This window comes from Ralstonia sp. Ralssp135, from assembly GCF_047304345.1.
Lineage (GTDB): Bacteria > Pseudomonadota > Gammaproteobacteria > Burkholderiales > Burkholderiaceae > Ralstonia > Ralstonia chuxiongensis.
The window spans coordinates 1-15,438 of the sequence record NZ_JBGLYZ010000008.1 but is presented as its reverse complement, the minus strand read 5'-3'; the positions used below and the strand labels follow the sequence as shown (position 1 = coordinate 15,438).

Here is a 15,438-nt window from a genome sequence, read left to right as displayed (position 1 = left end):
CCGAGTCGCACTACTCCCGCGCGGGCGGCATGTGCAATGCAGTCGACAGCGGCGGCCGCGGCAGCGCGGCCGTCCATGCACGGCGGATCACCGCGCTGATCTGCTTGTAGACCTCTTTCGAGATCACCGTTTCGGCCAGCATCGTGTCGATCTTGCTCTGGCCGATGTAGAGAGCGAACAGCACCAGCAGGCGCTTTTCCAGCGCGGCGCTGTAGTCGCCAAACTTTCCGCGCAGCTCGGCCAAGCCCTCTTCCGCCGCCTCGATCCGGGCAATCAACACGCCGTCGAGCAGGTCTGCCATGCGCTCGCCCAACACGGGCTGCAGCGACGTACGGTTGTACGCGCGCAAGCGTTCGAGCACCGTCTGGCGACAGATGAGCAATTCAAAGCGATCGGCCAGCGCGTTGGCCAGTGGGCGGTCGATATGCACCACGCGGTGCAGCCAGACCGCGAACCGGTAGCCGGCGTGCTTGGCCAGGATGCGCCGCGATGCGCGCTTGTAGCCAAGACGCCCCTCCGTGCGGGCCGCGTCGATCATGTCGGCGGTGTTGCGCATCATCGCGTCGAGGTTGCGGATGGAGACAAGGCCGTTGCCGTACTCGGGAATCAACTCGCGCTCACGCGTGGCGAGTGAAACGAGGCCAATGGTCAGGCGCTCGCGTTCGGACAGCGCTTCCTCAAGGTTCAGCTCAACCGCGCCGGCCGCGACCTCTCGCCGATACGCCTCCGCTGCCTGGTCCGTCGCGCCCGAGGTGAAATGGAAATGCCCGCCGATGCGGCGCATGGTCGATTCCACTTCCTCAGTCGACATGTTCAGCGCCTGGCCCTGCAGGGCCTGTTCTTGCGGCGACAACTGATCCAGCCCCAGCTGGCGCATCACCCAGCGCAGCGTGGCGCCGTTGAAGAGCACGCTCACCAGCACAAAGCCGGTGGCGAGGATGGTGACGAAATGGCGATCCGCCTCGCGCACAGCCTGGTTCTCCGCCACACCCAGCGCCAGTACCAACGTGACGGCGCCACGCAAGCCACCCCATGCAATCGCGAGCTTGTAGGCATGGGTGACCGGAGCGGAGAGCTTGAGCCACGCGAGCGCAGGCAACAGGCCAAACAGCACCGCAAGGCGCGCAGCGAGTGCGGCTAGCACGATCACCGCCAGCCACAGCGCGTCTTTCCACACCACGCCGTGCAACAGCTCCGGCACGCGCACCGCAGCCAGCAAGAAGACCACCGCCCCAGCCAGCGCTGCAATCTGCTCCCAGATGAGCTGCAGGTGTGACCAGTTCCGCGGCGTCAAGCGCGTGCGCCCTAGCGCGCCGATCACCAGCCCCGCGCAAACCACCGACACCACGCCCGACACGCCCAGCACGTTTTCGGCCACGAGATACAGCGGATACGGCAGCGCCAGCGTCCACGCGGCTTCAGCCTGAGCAATGCCGCGCAGCGCCGGCAGCAGGAATGCGGCGATGCGCCCGGCAACCAACCCGAACACCACGCCGCCCCCGAACGCCTTGGCCAGTTCGCGCAGGCCGGTGCCAACGGTGGCATCACCGCCGTGGCCCGTCAGCATGGCAAGCAGCACGCCCATGATGGCAATGGCCGCCGCGTCGTTGAGCAGCGCCTCGCCCTCCACCAGGCGGATCAACCGTGCCGGCGCGCCCACGTCGCGAAACACCGCAATCACCGCGGATGGATCGGTCGTGGCAATCATCGCGCCAAGCAGCAGGCACGTGACGATGCCGAACGGCGTGACGGCGGCCGCCGCGAGCCCGATCACGCCCGTGGCAACCACCACAGCCACGATGGCCAGCATCAGGATCGGCGCGGCATCTGGCGCCATGCTGCGCACGTCCACCGACAGCGCTGCCTGAAAGAGCAGCGGCGGCAAGAACAGCCACAGATACGCCTCCGCCGGCCAACTCGGATCGACGAGCGGCGCGAAGAACGTGGTTGCGGAAGCCGGCGCGCTGTTCTGCACGATCACATAGGCGCCGCCGATGCCGATGCCCGCCAGCGCCAGCAATGTCGATTCCGGCAGCGTCAGCCGCGAGGCCAGCATCTGCACCAGCGCCACCACGGCGAGCAAACCGCCCGCCACCAGCAACAGGATGACGACGCCGTTCACGAGGCGGTCTCCTGCGCAGCCAGCCAGTCTGCGCGTTCTGCATCGGTCAGGTCCGGCACGACCGCCGTGCCGGTTTCGGCGGCGGCCACGGCGGCTTCCAGCACGGCCATGACGGCCACAGCCTGCACGGGCGGGACCGGGTTTGCGCGCAGGCCGAGGATGGCGTCGCGAACAGCAGCGTAGTAAGCGCGCTGATCGCCCGCGGGCGTTGCAATGCTGGTTTCGGCCGAGGTTGCACCGTCGATCTGCAGGCCCGCGTCATCGTCCACACCCCAGCCTTGCGCACCGGGCTGCATGCCGGCAAGCAGCTGCGCTTCCTGCTGATCCATCCGGCGCTTGATGAACGAACCGCGCGTTCCATGAACGACCCAGCGCGGCGAGCCGCCCGCCACCAACATGCTCGCGTGAAGGACCGCTCGGCGCTCGCCCGCTTCCAGGACGACATGCGCCCAGTCCGGCGTTTCGGCGCCCGGCCGCTGGCGTGCAAACGAGGCGCTCACCGCATCCGGCAGGCCAAGCAGTTGCAGTGTCTGGTCGATCAGGTGCGGGCCAAGATCAAACCAGATGCCCGTGCCCTGCCCCGCCTGCTCACGCCAGCGGGCGCGAACCTGCGGGCGATAGCGATCGAAATGCGCCTCGACGTTCATGGCCTCGCCGATGTCGCCGCCCCCAATCGCGGCTTGCACAGCGAGGAAATCGCTGTCCCAGCGGCGGTTCTGGAAGACCGACAGCACGCGCCCTGTTTCACGCGCCACCCGAGCCAGATGCCGCGCCTCTGCCAGTGTGACGGTAAACGGCTTATCCACGACGACATGCTTGCCCGCGCGCAACGCAGCTTCGGCCAAAGGCGCATGGCGGTGGTTGGGCGCGGCAATGACGACGAGGTCGGCTTCCGCATGCGTTGCCGCCGCCTCGGGCGTGCAGACCACGGCATTGGGCCGATCCGCATGCACGGCGTCTGGCCGGTTAGAGCCGATGACCAGCAAATGCAGCCCGGGCGTGGCGTCGATCAACGCGGCGTGAAACAGCTTGCCAGCGTAGCCGTAGCCCACCAAAGCGGCTTTCAACGGCATCTGATGTGATGAGTGCGACATGTGTAAAAAATGGCAGAAAGCAAGCAAATGAGACGCTCAAGGCGCAACTTGGTGCCCAAAATCTTGCGGTATGCCATGAAAAATTGCTGCACACAAGATCGGCAAACGTTGCCCATCGTCAAAAGCCCGCCTTAACTCTCTTGTAAATAGGAATTGTTCTCATTATTATTTGCGCCTTCACATTCTGAAGGCGCCAACCTCGGGGGAGGGAGTCGCGCTCTACTTTTTCACTTTACGGGAACTGCAATGCCGCCGAAACGTTTGTGCTTGTCTCTGGCCGTCCTTGGAACGCTGCCGTTTGCCCAGGTGGCAACTGCCGCCGACACCGTTGCCGCGGCCGACGCCGGCACCTTGCCGACTTCCACGGTCAAGGGTACGCGCAGCAGCATGAGCTACGACACGCCCATCGCGAACACTGCCACGAAGATTCCCGTGCCGTTGCGCGAGATTCCGCAGTCGGTGAACGTCGTGCCGCGTGCTGTGATCCAGGACCAGGGTGCGCTGTCGATCAACGACACGCTGCGCAACGTGCCGGGCGTGTCAGCCTCGCTGGGCGATGCGCAGCGCGATCAGGTGACCATTCGCGGTTTCTCGTCGATCAATGACCAGTACGTCGATGGTCTGCGGGACGACTCGCTTTACTTCCGTGATCTCTCCAACGTCGATCGCATTGAAGTGCTGAAGGGCCCGGCGGCCGTGCTGTATGGGCGCGGTTCGTCCGGCGGCATCATCAATCGCGTGACCAAGAAACCGCTGGCGACGCCGCTGGCCGAGGTGGGCGTGATGGTGGGCACCGAGCGCCAGAAGCGCGCGGAGTTCGACCTGAACACGTCCATCAACGACGACGCCATCCGCGCGCGCATCACCGGCGCGGTGGAAGATTCGGGCGGTTTCCGCAACGACTACTTCCTGCGCCGCCAGGCGATTTCGCCATCATTCCTGTTCAACCTCGCGCCGGATACCAAGCTGACGGTGCAGTTCGACTACCTGCACGACAAGCGTATTGCAGACCAGGGCGTGCCGTCGTACCACGGCCGCCCTGTCGACGTACCGATCGAGACACGCTATGGCTCCGCCAATGCCGCTGCCGGCAATGTCGAGTCCACCGTCAAGAGCGTGACCGGCACGCTGGACCACCGCTTCAATGACAAATGGTCGTTCCACAGTGTGGTGCGCAACTACGAATACTCGCTCGGCCGCAACAACTACACGACCGTCAGCCGCGTCACCGATGGGCCGATCCCGACTGTCACGCTCTCCGTCAACCAGCGCAACCGCAGCGACCGCGGCACGCTGTGGCAGAACGAGCTGACGCAGAAGGCCGAGACATGGGGCATCCAGCACACGCTGCTGTACGGAATCGAGCTGGGTTACCAGGACAAGAGCGACCGCGTGGCCGGCGCGCCGGGCAGCACGACCTACAACCTCTTCAACCCGACGCTGCAGGTGTTGCCGACCGTACCCGGCAACGCGGTGCCGACCAACTACGGCCTCTCGCACAACGAGACGTATGCGGCGTACGTGCAGGACTTGATCAAGTTCTCACCGCAATGGACGGTGCTCGCCGGCCTGCGCTATGAAATCCTCAAGCAAAGCCGCGACGACCTGACCGCGCGCAATGTGGATCTGTCTCGCACCGACAAGCCGGTCAGCCCGCGCCTGGGCGTTGTGTATCACCCGATCGAGCCGCTTTCGCTGTACGCGTCGTACAGCCGCTCGTTCCAGCCGCTGGCGGATAGCTTTACGTTCTTCCCCAACAGCGGCGCGCTGGCTCCCCAATCGACCACGAACTACGAGATCGGCGCCAAGTACGACCTCTCGGCCGGCGCGAGCGTCACAGCTGCGCTGTTCGACATGAAGCAGACCAACCTGACGGCGGCGGACCCCGTCACGCTGCTGGGCGTGCCCATCGGCACGCAGCGCACGCGCGGCCTGGAGCTGTCGTTCACGGGCGAGATTGTGAAAACCTGGTCGCTGATGGCGAGCTATGCCTACCTGAACGGCCGTCTGGAGAACCCGAACGACCGTAGTGGCAGCGTGGCCGTCAACGGCAATCAGCCGTCGCTCACGCCGCGGCATAGCGGCTCGGTATGGCTGAAGCACGATCTGCCGAACGGCTTCTACGTAGCCGGCGGCGTGCGTGCGGAAGCTGCGCGTTACGCATCGCAGTACAACCTGACAACGCTGCCCGGCTACATGACCGTCGACCTGGGCGCCGGTTATCGCAGCAAGCACGTTGATGTCACGTTGAACCTGCAGAACCTGTTCAACCGCGCGTACTACGTGTCGGCGCACGGCGGCGCAGAGAACTACAACATGCCGGGTGCCCCGCGCATGGCGCTGCTGGGCGTGCGCTACAAGATGTAAGCGGCGAACGCAATGCTGCGACGGGTACTCTTCCGCCTGCACTGGCTGATCGGATTGTCAGCCAGTTTGGTGCTGGCCATCGTTGGCGCCACCGGCGCGCTGATGGCGTACGAAGACGAACTGCTGCGGGCGCTCAACCCCGGGGTGCTCACACTGCCCGCGCGCACCGGCCCCGCGCCAACGCTGCCGCAGGTGGCAGCGCAGGCCCGCGCTGCCATGCCCGAGCGCCCTGTCACCTTCATCACCGCCGCATCCGACCCAACCGAGCCGTGGCGCGTCTGGTATGCGTGGCCGCCCGGCAAACACGGCGGCAGCAGCCGCGGGGAGCTGCGCTATATCGATGCCGCCACCGGCAAGTTGCTGCCCGAGGCGCGCGCCCAGCGTTTCTTTGCCACCGTCAAGCTGCTGCACCGGACGTTGCTTGCTGATGAGATCGGCAAGCAGATCGTGGGGGCCAGCACGATTGGGCTCGTCGTGATGGCGCTGTCGGGCCTGTACCTGCGCTGGCCGCGCCGCGTCACGAACTGGCGAAGCTGGTTGGTCATCCGCTGGGGCCGGACCGGCCGCATCCGCTGGTGGGATGTGCATACTGTCATCGGCACGCTGGTGTTGCCGCTGTATTTACTGGCGGCTTTCAGCGGGCTGTATTGGGCGTATGACTGGTACCGCGATGGCCTGCAGCGCTTTGCCGGCATGCCGGTTATCACCAAGGCAAAACCGTTGGAAGGCGTGCGACAACCGCTCGGAGGTGCGGCATTGGAGCGCACCTGGAACGCTTTTCTGGCCAACGCGTCCAATTACGTAACTGCCACCCTCCGTATCGACGACGCCCGTACCGGCAAAGTCGATATCAACTGGCTTACCGCCGACGCACCGCACGACCGCGCCTTCAACCGCTTGACGATAGACGCCAGCACCGGCGCGGTCCTCCGCAACGAATCTTTCGCCGCAAAGCCGCCAATGCAACGCCTGCTGGCCGGCATGTTGCCGCTTCACAATGGACGCTACTTCGGGCCGATCGGCGTCGTGCTAGTGTTGATCGGAGCGCTGATGCTGCCGGTGTTTGCGGCAACGGGATGGTGGCTGTATCTGGATCGGCGTCGACGCGCGCAACCGCAGCGCAAAAACACATCCGCAGCGACACGTCCTTGCTGAAAACGTAGGGGCGTCGACGCGATGTCGGGCGCCTCAACACAACGAGGACAACACCATGGTGATCGAAAAATCCCGCGACCTTTCCCTGCGCCCGCTGGAGCGCAATGACCTGCGTTTCGTGCACGAGCTGAACAACGACGCGAAGATCATGCGTTACTGGTTCGAAGAACCGTACGAAACCTTCACCGAACTCTCACAACTCTACGACCGCCACGTGCACGACCAGCGCGAGCGCCGCTTCATCTGCGAGAACGATGCCGGCGAAGCCGTGGGTCTGGTCGAGCTGATGGAGCTGAACTACATCCACCGCCGCGGCGAGTTCCAGATCATCATCGCGCCCGGCTGGCAAGGTCACGGCTATGCCTCAACCGCAACGCGACTGGCAATCGACTATGCATTCATGGTGCTGAATCTGCACAAGCTGTATCTCGTCGTCGATGTGGAGAACGAACGTGCGATCCACGTCTACGAAAAATGCGGCTTCCAGCGCGAAGGCGAACTGATCGAAGAGTTCTTCAGCAACGGTGCGTATCACAACGCCTTGCGCATGTGCGTGTTCCAGCGCGACTACGTAAAGACGGTCCGCGAAGGCAGCTAACGCACGGCGGCCAAAACTACGCCGTGTGCAGCCACGCGTGCAACTCACGCTGCCCGGCTTCGGTCATGCTCAGTGCGCGCGAATGCTTCTGCCGCGCCAGCCACCCCAGTGCGATGCAGCGTTCTGCCACGGCGGCCCCGAGCGCACCGGCCAGATGCGGGCGCCGCTCGCTCCAATCCATGCAACCGTAAGCAAAGCGGCGTCGGCCGTTGCGCAGTGCATTCACATCGACGCCGATGGCGGCCAGCGCCTGCTCACCCTCGGGCGTAACGTCGTAGGCGCCGTGCGTGTCATCGAGCTGCGTCAGCCAGCCGCGCGACAGCAGTTTCTCCGAGACCTCCGTGCCAAGCTGACCCGCCAGATGGTCGTAACACAGGCGCGCCGCTCGCAGGTTTTCGGGCACGGTCGAGCGTCGTGGGTCGGCCGGCTTTTCTGGCGCGACGACGAGCAACGATTCGATCATCTCCGCCACCGCTGGCGAGCGCAGCCCGAAGTATTTGTAGCGCCCGCTGGACAGCGAAGTGATGAGCGCATCGGCCTCAAGCCGGCGCAAGTGCGCGCTGGCCGTGGCGGGCTCCACGCCGGCCCCGTAGGCGAGTTCCTTGGCGGTAAGCGAGCGGCCTTCCATCAACAGCAGCAGCATGCGGATGCGGGTGGGGTCGCCAATGGTGGCGGCCACGCGGCCGATGTCAGGCTGAGTGGTCGATTCCGTGGCTCGGGAAGATGCAGTCATGGTTCGATGGAGACCAAACTGTTGGCGCGTGACACGCGGGCGGGCAGTCCAGACAATGGGCGCCATCTTACTCCCGCGCCCCACGCTGATGACTGCCATGGACATCGCCCCGCCCGCCGACGCGCTGCAAGCCATCGTGCATGCCGACCCGGCCCCCTATTACGCTGAACTTGCCGCCAAGCGCCCATTCTTCTTCGATGCCGCCCTCGGCTGGTGGGTGGCCGCCAGCGCCGAAGCCGTGGACGCTGTGCTCGGCAGCGCCGCCTGCCGCGTACGGCCGGCCGATGAACCCGTGCCCAGGGCCGTGGCCGCAACAGCCACCGGCGCATTCTTCGGGCGCCTCGTGCGCCAGATCGACGGACCGGACCACGGCGCGCGCAAGGCGAAGGTGATGGCCGCGCTGGGCCGGCTGGATGTGTCGGCGCTGGCCGGCCGCGCGCAGCGGCATGCTCGCACTGCGCTGCCGGACGCAGCGAGCCTGGATGCCGCGCTGGATACCGACGCCCACTTCGCCGTGCCGCTCGCCACGATCGCGCAGACGCTGCTGGGCAATGACGCCGATGCGCCTGCCTGCCAAGCTGACATTGCCGCGTACCTTGCTGCGTTAGGCCCCAGCGCTAGCACAACCGCCATCGCGCAGGCAGATGCCGCCGTCGACCGCCTGCAGCAGCGCTTTGCCGCCTCGCCATTTGCCGGCGGTGATGATGACGGCGACGCAGAGATCACCAACCTCGCTGCCCTGCTCGCGCAAACCTACGACGCCTGCGCCGGGCTGCTCGGCAACTGCATCGTCGCGCTGTCGCGGCACGCTGGCTTGGCGACACGGCTGCGCGCACAACCGCACGCCATCGAGCCCTTCGTGCGCGAGATCCTGCGCCGCGACGCGCCTGTGCAGAACACGCGCCGCTTTGTCGCGCACGATGTTGTGCTGCTCGACCAGTCGCTGCGCGCGGGCGACAAGATCCTAGTGCTGCTGGCCGCCGCCAACGTCGATGGCACAGCCAACCCGGACCCACTACGTTTCGACATCGACCGCGCAGAGCCGCGCCTGTGGACGTTCGGCGGCGGCGTGCACCGCTGCCCCGCCGATGCATTGGCAACCACCATCGCGCGCGAAACGGTGCTGCATCTGCTGAGCCTGCCGGATGTCGACCAGTGGCTTGCGGGCCTTGGTGAGGTGGCGTATCGCCCGTCGCCCAACGCGCGCATTCCCAGCTTTCACGCTTGAAATTGCAAACAACGAAACCGCTGCGAAAACACCCCAGGAGACTTGCCATGATCGCTGTCATCTTCGAAGTCGAGCCCGCACCGGGCCAGCGCGACACCTACCTCAACCTCGCCGCGCGTTTGAAGCCGCTGCTTGAGCAGGTCGACGGCTTTATCTCCGTGGAGCGCTTCCAGAGCGTCACCAACCCAGACAAGATGCTTTCGCTGTCGTTCTTTCGCGATGAAGAGGCCGTCAAGGCCTGGCGCAACATGGAGCAGCACCGCGGCGCACAGCACGCCGGCCGCGACCACGCATTTGCCGACTATCGGTTGCGCATCGCCCACGTGGTGCGCGACTACGGCATGACCGAGCGCGACCAAGCCCCAGCCGACAGCCGCGCAGAGCACGCTTGAGCGCACGGCACGGCGTTCGACTGTAGCCCGGTGCAACGCCTTTTGCGCTCACCGGGCACCACCTTTGCTTAGTCAGTTAGAACCCGCACGGCCAAGCGCGCCGCACCACGGCATCGGCAGACCCTCCGTGCGCAACGATTGCAAAGGAATTGTCATGTCTACCGCTTTTCATGAAGCTGAACGTGAGCCGCAAGTCGCTCCAGCCCGCACCGTTCAGAGCCCGGTGCGTTATGCCGTGGTCGGCGCCGGGTGGATTTCGCAGGCGGCGTTTCTGCCGGGCGTGGCACAGAGCGGCAACTCCGTCGTCACCGCCCTGGTCACTGGCGATGAAGCCAAGGCCACGGCGCTGGCCGACCGCTACGGCATCGAGCACGTCCACGGTTATGCCGACTACGACCAGTTGCTCTCCTCCGGAGATATCGACGCGATCTACTTGGCGCTGCCCAACGACATGCACCGGCAGTACGCCCTGCCCGCCCTGCAGCGTGGCATCCACGTCCTGCTTGAAAAGCCCATGGCAACCAGCGAGGCCGATTGCGAAGCGATGATCGAAGCGGCCCGCAACGGCAACGCGAAATTGATGATTGCCTACCGGCTGCATTTCGAGCCCGCCACGCTGGCCGCCATTGAACTCGTGCGCGCAGGCAAGCTGGGCCGCATCCGCGCGTTTTCGGCCATGTTCAGCCAATCCGTGGCGCCGTCCAACCACCGCGCCAGCCACGGCTATTGGGCCGGGCCTGTGTCGGACATGGGCGTGTACCCCATCAACGCGGTGCGCAATCTGTTTGGCGAAGAACCGGTGGAGGTTTCAGCGTGCGGCGTGCGCGACCCCGATCTGCCCTTCAACTTCGATGACACCGTCAGCGTAACGCTGCGCTTTGCCGACCACCGCATCGCCCAGTTCGTGGTCAGCTACAGCGGCGCCAGCATGGACCAGTACCGCATCCTCGGCACAAAGGGGGACCTGGAAGTCTCGCCCGGCTTCATGTTTGGCATCGGGCTGAAATACCGCGCCACAATCGACGGCAAGACGCACGAACAAGCCTTCGAAGCTACCGACCAGTTTGGCGGCGAGCTGCAGTACTTCTCCGATTGCATCCTCCGCAACCGGGAGCCCGAACCAAACGGTGAAGAAGGCCTGGCCGACGTGCGCGTGCTGGCCGCCATTGAACGCGCGCTGGAATCCGGCCAGCCCCAAAACCTTGGGCCGTTCCAGCGTCAGGGCCGCATGGAAACAGCGCAAGTGCGCAAGTTGCCGCCCGTGCCTTCGCCGGAATTGGTGGACGCGGCTGAACCCAGCAAGGGATAACAATCAGGGAAAAAAACGCCCGCAACGAACGGCGGGCGTGGGATTTACAGCTTGATGCGCTGGACGGCGTCTCGCATGCGCTTCCGGATCGAGACATCCGAGTTGGTGTTGCTGCTGGAACCGTCGGTTTCCATGGCATTGTCGCACCGCCATTCAGTGGCTTCACCGTTGTCGGTCAGCGCACAGACGCGGTGGGTCCAGCGGTCCCACACGAACACATCACTGCCGGCTTCGCCAGAGAGCAGCGGCTCAAAACGGTACATCCACAAGTACCCGACACCCAGCAGGGTGACCAGAAAGATCGCCATCCAGGACGCTTTGATTCGGCGCCACATTTTCATTTCTCCTCGTGGAGCCGCTGCGCCGGACGCGCCTGACAGGGCGTCGCTGGGCCAAAAGCGCGGTGCTCCGAGGGGCAAATCGTAACATGGGGCACCCGCGCCCCTGCTCAAGCGGGGCCGTCAATGCGGCAGTGCCGCAACACCAATGCCTCGGTCTGCAGCCTCAGTTGAAGACGTCCTGGCGGTAGCGGCCGGATTGCATCTGCGCCGTCAACCAGTCAGACGCGGTCGCAAGGTCGCTACCGTAGCGCGCCTGGTGCATGCGGATCAGCGTGTCGCGCACCGCCGGCGCCATCGCACGGCCGTCGCCGCACACGTACAACGTGGCGCCCGCATCGAACGCCGCCCACACGGCTTCGCGCGCATCCCACAGCGCATGCTGGACGAAGCGATGCGGATGATCGGCCACGCATGAATACGCCGGGAAAACGTGCACCACGCCCGCGTTTTCCCACGCGCGCAAGGTGTCGCGGTAGAGGAAGTCGTGCTCGGGATGGCGGCAGCCGAAGCACAGCAACGACGTTGCCACCGCCTCCCCAGCCGCCTGCCGCGCGGCGCGCTCTTCCAGGAAACCTCGGAACGGCGCGATGCCCGTTCCGGCGCCGATCAGCACCATTGGCTTACCGGCATCGGCGTCGGGGGCAAACGGCGGGTTGGGCGTGCGCACGGCGGCGACAATCTCTGCGCCTGCAGGCAGCGTCATCAGGTAGTTCGATGCCGTACCGCGATACGTGCCGACTCCAGACCACGCTGGCCCCGACACCGTGCCCACCGTGAGCGCTGCCACGCCCGGCGACACACGTGCCGACGACGCAATGGAGTAGAAGCGCGGCCGCATTGCGCCAAGCCGCGCGAGAAACGCCTCCAGCGTCAATTCAATCGCAGGGAAGCGGATCAGCAGGTCAAGCACGCTCACGTGCGCGACTTGAATGTCCTGGTCGAAGCGCTGCGCTGCGTCGTCGCCTTCCAGCCAGACCGCAAGTTGGCCTCGCGTGAACGGACAGCGCGTGGCCGCATGCAGCGCGGTGATATCGCGCACGGTGGCGGTGTCCTGCAGTTCGACGAAATCGCGCAGCAACTGGCGCACGGACACCGCTTGGTTGAGCGGCAAGTGCCGCACGTGCGCATGGCGCGCGGTCAGCGTGACGAGCGCGTCGCCCTCCAGCCCGAGTCGCGCGATGGCCGCGTCGACTCGGTCGTCGGCATTGCGCGGATAGACGGCGAGGTGGTCTCCGGTGGCGTAGGTCACGTCGTCGGGCAACCGCACGGTGAGGTGACGCGTGGGGCCGCGCGGGGCTTCCTGTGTGAAGTCCCACAGGCCGATGGGGTCGCTGATGAGTTCTTCGTTGGCCAGCACCGTTATCGCGCGGGCGGCCGGCGGCAGCGTGGCGGCGCGCACGGCGTCGGGAGCGAGATACTCGACGTGGACGGATGGGCCATCGGCCTGCGCCTGGCGGGCACCCAGGGCGCTCCACAGGCCGCGCGTCCAGCCATCGACAGCGGCGTCGAAACCAGCGTTTCCGTCAGCTTCGCCGCGCGGCACGATGGCTTGTGCGCCGGCTGCCGCAAGCATCGCTTCCACCCGCTTTGGAAACGCCTGGAACGCGGGCCATTGCGAGTTGCCGCAGCCAAGCACCGCATAGCGCAATCCTGTTGCTTGCCGCGTAAGCGCATCGGCGGCATCGAGCCGCGCCTCCAGCGTGCGGGCGCTATCCGGCGCACGACCGTTGTACGTGGCGGCCACCACGATCAGCACGCCGTGCTGCGGCAGCGCGTCGGCAATCGCATCCAGCGGCGCCACCTTGGCGTCGAAGCCGGCCCGTGATGCGGTGGCGGTAAGCTGCTCGGCGATGTCCTGGCAGGTGCCGAGGCTGCCGCCGTACAGCACATGCATCGGTTCGCCGCCGCCGGCTAGCGCGGCTTCGGCGTCGTTTCGTGTGACCACCTCCGTGCGCGAAGGCATGGCGATCGACAGCCGCTCCCGCGCATTGCGCAGCCGCGCGCGCAGGCGGAAACCGTCCGGTTTGAGCGTCAGCGTTTCCTTGATATGGAAGCCGTAATCGTACGGGTCGGACAACGCAAAGCGCTGCAGGATTACCGCCAGCGCCAGCTTGGCTTCGGTCAGCGCAAACTGGCGACCGATGCAGGCGCGCTCGCCGTTGCCGAAGGGCTTGTAGGCGTGTGGGTGGAGCTTGGCTTCGTTCTCAGGCAGGAAACGGTCGATATCGAAGACTTCAGGGCGGTCCCACACCGCCGGGTCGCGGTGCAGGGCCAGCAGCACGGTCACCACGCGCTGGTCCTTGCGGATGGCGTAGCGACCGCCAATGCGCGTGTCTTCGTAAGGCGCCACCCCAAAGCTCGGGGCGGTCGGCCACAGGCGCAGCGTTTCCTTCAACACGCGTTCGATCACGTCGAGCTGCGCGAGGTGCGCATATTGCGGCACGGTATCGCCCGGCAGCACGCGGTCGACCTCGGCGTACGCCTGCGCCAGCACCGCCGGATGGCGCAGCAGCATGTAGAGCGCGAAGGTCAGCAAGCCGCTCGTGGTTTCGTGCCCGGCAATCAGGAAGGTGATGACCTGGAAGCGGATGTTCGTGTCATCCAACGGCTCGTCCGACACCGGATCGCGGGCGTTGAGCATCAGCCCGAGCAAGTCGCTCGCGCCGCTGCCGCCATCTGTTGCCTGACGGCGTGCGCGGATCACCTCGTCCACCAGTTGGTGCATGGCGGCCACGTCGTGCGCAAACCGGCGATGGTGCTCGCGCATGAAGCGGTCTTTGAGCGGCAGGCGCGTGAGCTTGCCCATGGCTTCGGATAGCACACCCACCATGGCCGCCAGGAACGGATGCAGCTCTGGCGTGTTGAACGAATCAAAGCGGTATCCAAAGCCCGCCAGCGAGATGGTGTCGAGCGTGAGCCGCGTCATATCGTCGGCCACGGGGATATCGGCGTCGGGCCCCTGGCGCGCCCATTTGTCGGCCAGCGCGTTGGCCACTTCAAGCATGACGTCGAAGTAGCCCTTCATCGCGCGCTGGCTGAAGGCCGGCAGCAGAATGCGATGCGCCTTGCCCCAGTTGGGCTCGTCCTGATGCGCGGTGAAGAGGCCATCGCCCGCCCCCGCCCTCAGGAACGACAGCGGCGGCCCGATCAGTTTGCGAAAGCGCGTTTCGTCGCACAGTTCGGCCACCAGATCGGCGGAATAGACGAACGGCACGCGCCGCCCGGCAAAGTCGAGCTGGTAAAGGCCTTGGGGAAACTGCCGGCTGGTTTCCAGAAGTGTCTGGGCCAGGCGGTCTTTGGGCAGTTGAAGCAGGTTGCCCAGCCACGGCAGCCCCTTGGGCTGCGGGATGGGCGCCGCCGCTGCGGGCGAAGCATTGGCGGGTAACTCGGAGGCGGAACGCATGCGCGGTCGACTGCGAAAATGGGTTGTCCGCCAATGTACGCGCCGTCCCGCTCCGCATCAAACAAAGTCGCCATGTTTGAATGCCGCCCCCTAAAAGTGAACCGGGCGACCCGTAGGCCGCCCGATCTGGGGATGAGGTGAAGCGTTGAATCAGCGCCGGCGCGGCTGTGGACTGAACGGCGCGTTGACCTGTGCTTCGAGTTCGCGGATCTGACGCTGCAATTCGTCTACGCGGGCGCGAGCGGCACGGCGTTCGATATCCAGCGCTTCGGCTTCGGTCCGGGCAGTCTTCTGCCGCTCCTGCGCCTGGGCCTGCTGCTGACGCTGGATGTCCAGGTCGGTCTTCAGACCACGGAGCTTTTCCTGCTGGGCGGCAATCTGGCGCTCGGAACGCTCTTTCTGGGCTTCCAGGCGGATGCGCTGCAGCTCCAGATCGGCCATCGTGCGGGTCTGCTTGGCGAAGTCGTTGTACAGACGTTCGGCAAAGGCTTCGTTGGTGGTCTTGATGACACGCCAGAGGTCTTTCTGCTGGAACAGCGTGACGTAGTACGTCAGGTCACTCTGGGCAAACAGCAGGCTGGCGCCATAGGCACCGTTGTACGTCGTGCGCAACTCCGAGAGTTCGTGCGCCTGCATGCGCTGTTGCAGCTCGAATACAGCGCTGCTCGGAGCCGGGCCGCCAGAGCGGGCCGCGCT

General features: G+C 65.5%; 12 protein-coding genes. 6 read left to right on the top strand and 6 right to left on the bottom strand.

Translation table 11 applies throughout. From position 1 onward, the window contains the following. Positions 1-10: 10 nt before the first annotated feature. A complete protein-coding gene (locus ACCD03_RS08310; RefSeq protein WP_413411276.1) occupies positions 11-2,122 on the bottom strand; it encodes a cation:proton antiporter in 2,112 nt (703 codons plus the stop codon). Then, a complete protein-coding gene (locus tag ACCD03_RS08305) occupies positions 2,119-3,195 on the bottom strand; it encodes an oxidoreductase (RefSeq protein ID WP_413411275.1) in 1,077 nt (358 codons plus the stop codon). Before ACCD03_RS08305 ends, ACCD03_RS08310 begins: the two co-directional genes overlap by 4 nt. 267 nt (positions 3,196-3,462) lie before the next feature. Between ACCD03_RS08305 and ACCD03_RS08300 the strand changes: the two genes are divergently transcribed. Genes ACCD03_RS08300 through speG form a run of 3 tightly spaced genes read left to right on the top strand, consistent with a single transcriptional unit; the run spans position 3,463 to position 7,336 of the window. Then, positions 3,463-5,583 (top strand): TonB-dependent receptor, encoded by a 2,121-nt coding sequence (locus ACCD03_RS08300; RefSeq protein WP_413411274.1) that lies wholly within the window; start codon positions 3,463-3,465, stop codon positions 5,581-5,583. A gap of 12 nt (positions 5,584-5,595) precedes the next feature. Next, positions 5,596-6,738, top strand: a complete 1,143-nt coding sequence (locus tag ACCD03_RS08295; RefSeq protein WP_413411273.1) for a PepSY-associated TM helix domain-containing protein — start codon at positions 5,596-5,598, stop codon at positions 6,736-6,738. 55 nt (positions 6,739-6,793) lie between these two features. After that, on the top strand, positions 6,794-7,336 hold the full coding sequence (speG, locus tag ACCD03_RS08290) for a spermidine N1-acetyltransferase (protein WP_045201504.1): 543 nt from the start codon (positions 6,794-6,796) through the stop codon (positions 7,334-7,336). 16 nt (positions 7,337-7,352) lie between these two features. Here the strand turns inward: speG and ACCD03_RS08285 are convergent, their stop codons facing one another. Continuing rightward, entirely contained in the window at positions 7,353-8,069 is a 717-nt protein-coding gene (locus ACCD03_RS08285) for an ArsR/SmtB family transcription factor (protein WP_413411272.1), read from the bottom strand. An 88-nt stretch (positions 8,070-8,157) separates the two neighbouring features. On the opposite strand from ACCD03_RS08285, the gene ACCD03_RS08280 reads away from it, so the two are divergent. From ACCD03_RS08280 to ACCD03_RS08270, 3 genes are all read left to right on the top strand, one after another. After that, positions 8,158-9,297 carry a cytochrome P450 gene (locus tag ACCD03_RS08280; RefSeq protein WP_413411271.1) on the top strand — a complete coding sequence of 380 codons (1,140 nt, stop codon included), beginning with the start codon at positions 8,158-8,160 and terminating at the stop codon, positions 9,295-9,297. Positions 9,298-9,344: 47 nt separating this feature from the next. After that, on the top strand, positions 9,345-9,689 hold the full coding sequence (locus ACCD03_RS08275; protein WP_413411270.1) for an antibiotic biosynthesis monooxygenase family protein: 345 nt from the start codon (positions 9,345-9,347) through the stop codon (positions 9,687-9,689). Between the two features lie 154 nt (positions 9,690-9,843). Next, entirely contained in the window at positions 9,844-10,998 is a 1,155-nt protein-coding gene (locus ACCD03_RS08270) for a Gfo/Idh/MocA family protein (protein WP_413411269.1), read from the top strand. 44 nt (positions 10,999-11,042) lie between these two features. Here ACCD03_RS08270 and ACCD03_RS08265 read toward each other — a convergent pair whose 3' ends face one another. The 3 genes from ACCD03_RS08265 to ACCD03_RS08255 form a co-directional block, all read right to left on the bottom strand. Further along, on the bottom strand, positions 11,043-11,333 hold the full coding sequence (locus tag ACCD03_RS08265; protein WP_004627354.1) for a hypothetical protein: 291 nt from the start codon (positions 11,331-11,333) through the stop codon (positions 11,043-11,045). A 169-nt stretch (positions 11,334-11,502) separates the two neighbouring features. Beyond that, on the bottom strand, positions 11,503-14,742 hold the full coding sequence (locus tag ACCD03_RS08260) for a cytochrome P450 (RefSeq protein WP_413411268.1): 3,240 nt from the start codon (positions 14,740-14,742) through the stop codon (positions 11,503-11,505). Positions 14,743-14,892: 150 nt separating this feature from the next. Continuing rightward, positions 14,893-15,438 (bottom strand): DUF2968 domain-containing protein (locus tag ACCD03_RS08255; protein ID WP_413411267.1); only part of this gene is annotated, 546 nt, incomplete at its 5' end.

What these genes read in the sequence shown, in the direction of transcription:
- ACCD03_RS08265 (WP_004627354.1), bottom strand. Translation starts at nt 11,333, where the DNA reads ATGTGGCGCCGAATCAAAGCGTCCTGGATGGCGATCTTTCTGGTCACC.
- speG (WP_045201504.1), top strand. Translation starts at nt 6,794, where the DNA reads ATGGTGATCGAAAAATCCCGCGACCTTTCCCTGCGCCCGCTGGAGCGC.
- ACCD03_RS08270 (WP_413411269.1), top strand. Translation starts at nt 9,844, where the DNA reads ATGTCTACCGCTTTTCATGAAGCTGAACGTGAGCCGCAAGTCGCTCCA.
- ACCD03_RS08280 (WP_413411271.1), top strand. Translation starts at nt 8,158, where the DNA reads ATGACTGCCATGGACATCGCCCCGCCCGCCGACGCGCTGCAAGCCATC.
- ACCD03_RS08275 (WP_413411270.1), top strand. Translation starts at nt 9,345, where the DNA reads ATGATCGCTGTCATCTTCGAAGTCGAGCCCGCACCGGGCCAGCGCGAC.
- ACCD03_RS08300 (WP_413411274.1), top strand. Translation starts at nt 3,463, where the DNA reads ATGCCGCCGAAACGTTTGTGCTTGTCTCTGGCCGTCCTTGGAACGCTG.
- ACCD03_RS08295 (WP_413411273.1), top strand. Translation starts at nt 5,596, where the DNA reads ATGCTGCGACGGGTACTCTTCCGCCTGCACTGGCTGATCGGATTGTCA.
- ACCD03_RS08285 (WP_413411272.1), bottom strand. Translation starts at nt 8,069, where the DNA reads ATGACTGCATCTTCCCGAGCCACGGAATCGACCACTCAGCCTGACATC.
- ACCD03_RS08260 (WP_413411268.1), bottom strand. Translation starts at nt 14,742, where the DNA reads ATGCGTTCCGCCTCCGAGTTACCCGCCAATGCTTCGCCCGCAGCGGCG.
- ACCD03_RS08305 (WP_413411275.1), bottom strand. Translation starts at nt 3,195, where the DNA reads ATGCCGTTGAAAGCCGCTTTGGTGGGCTACGGCTACGCTGGCAAGCTG.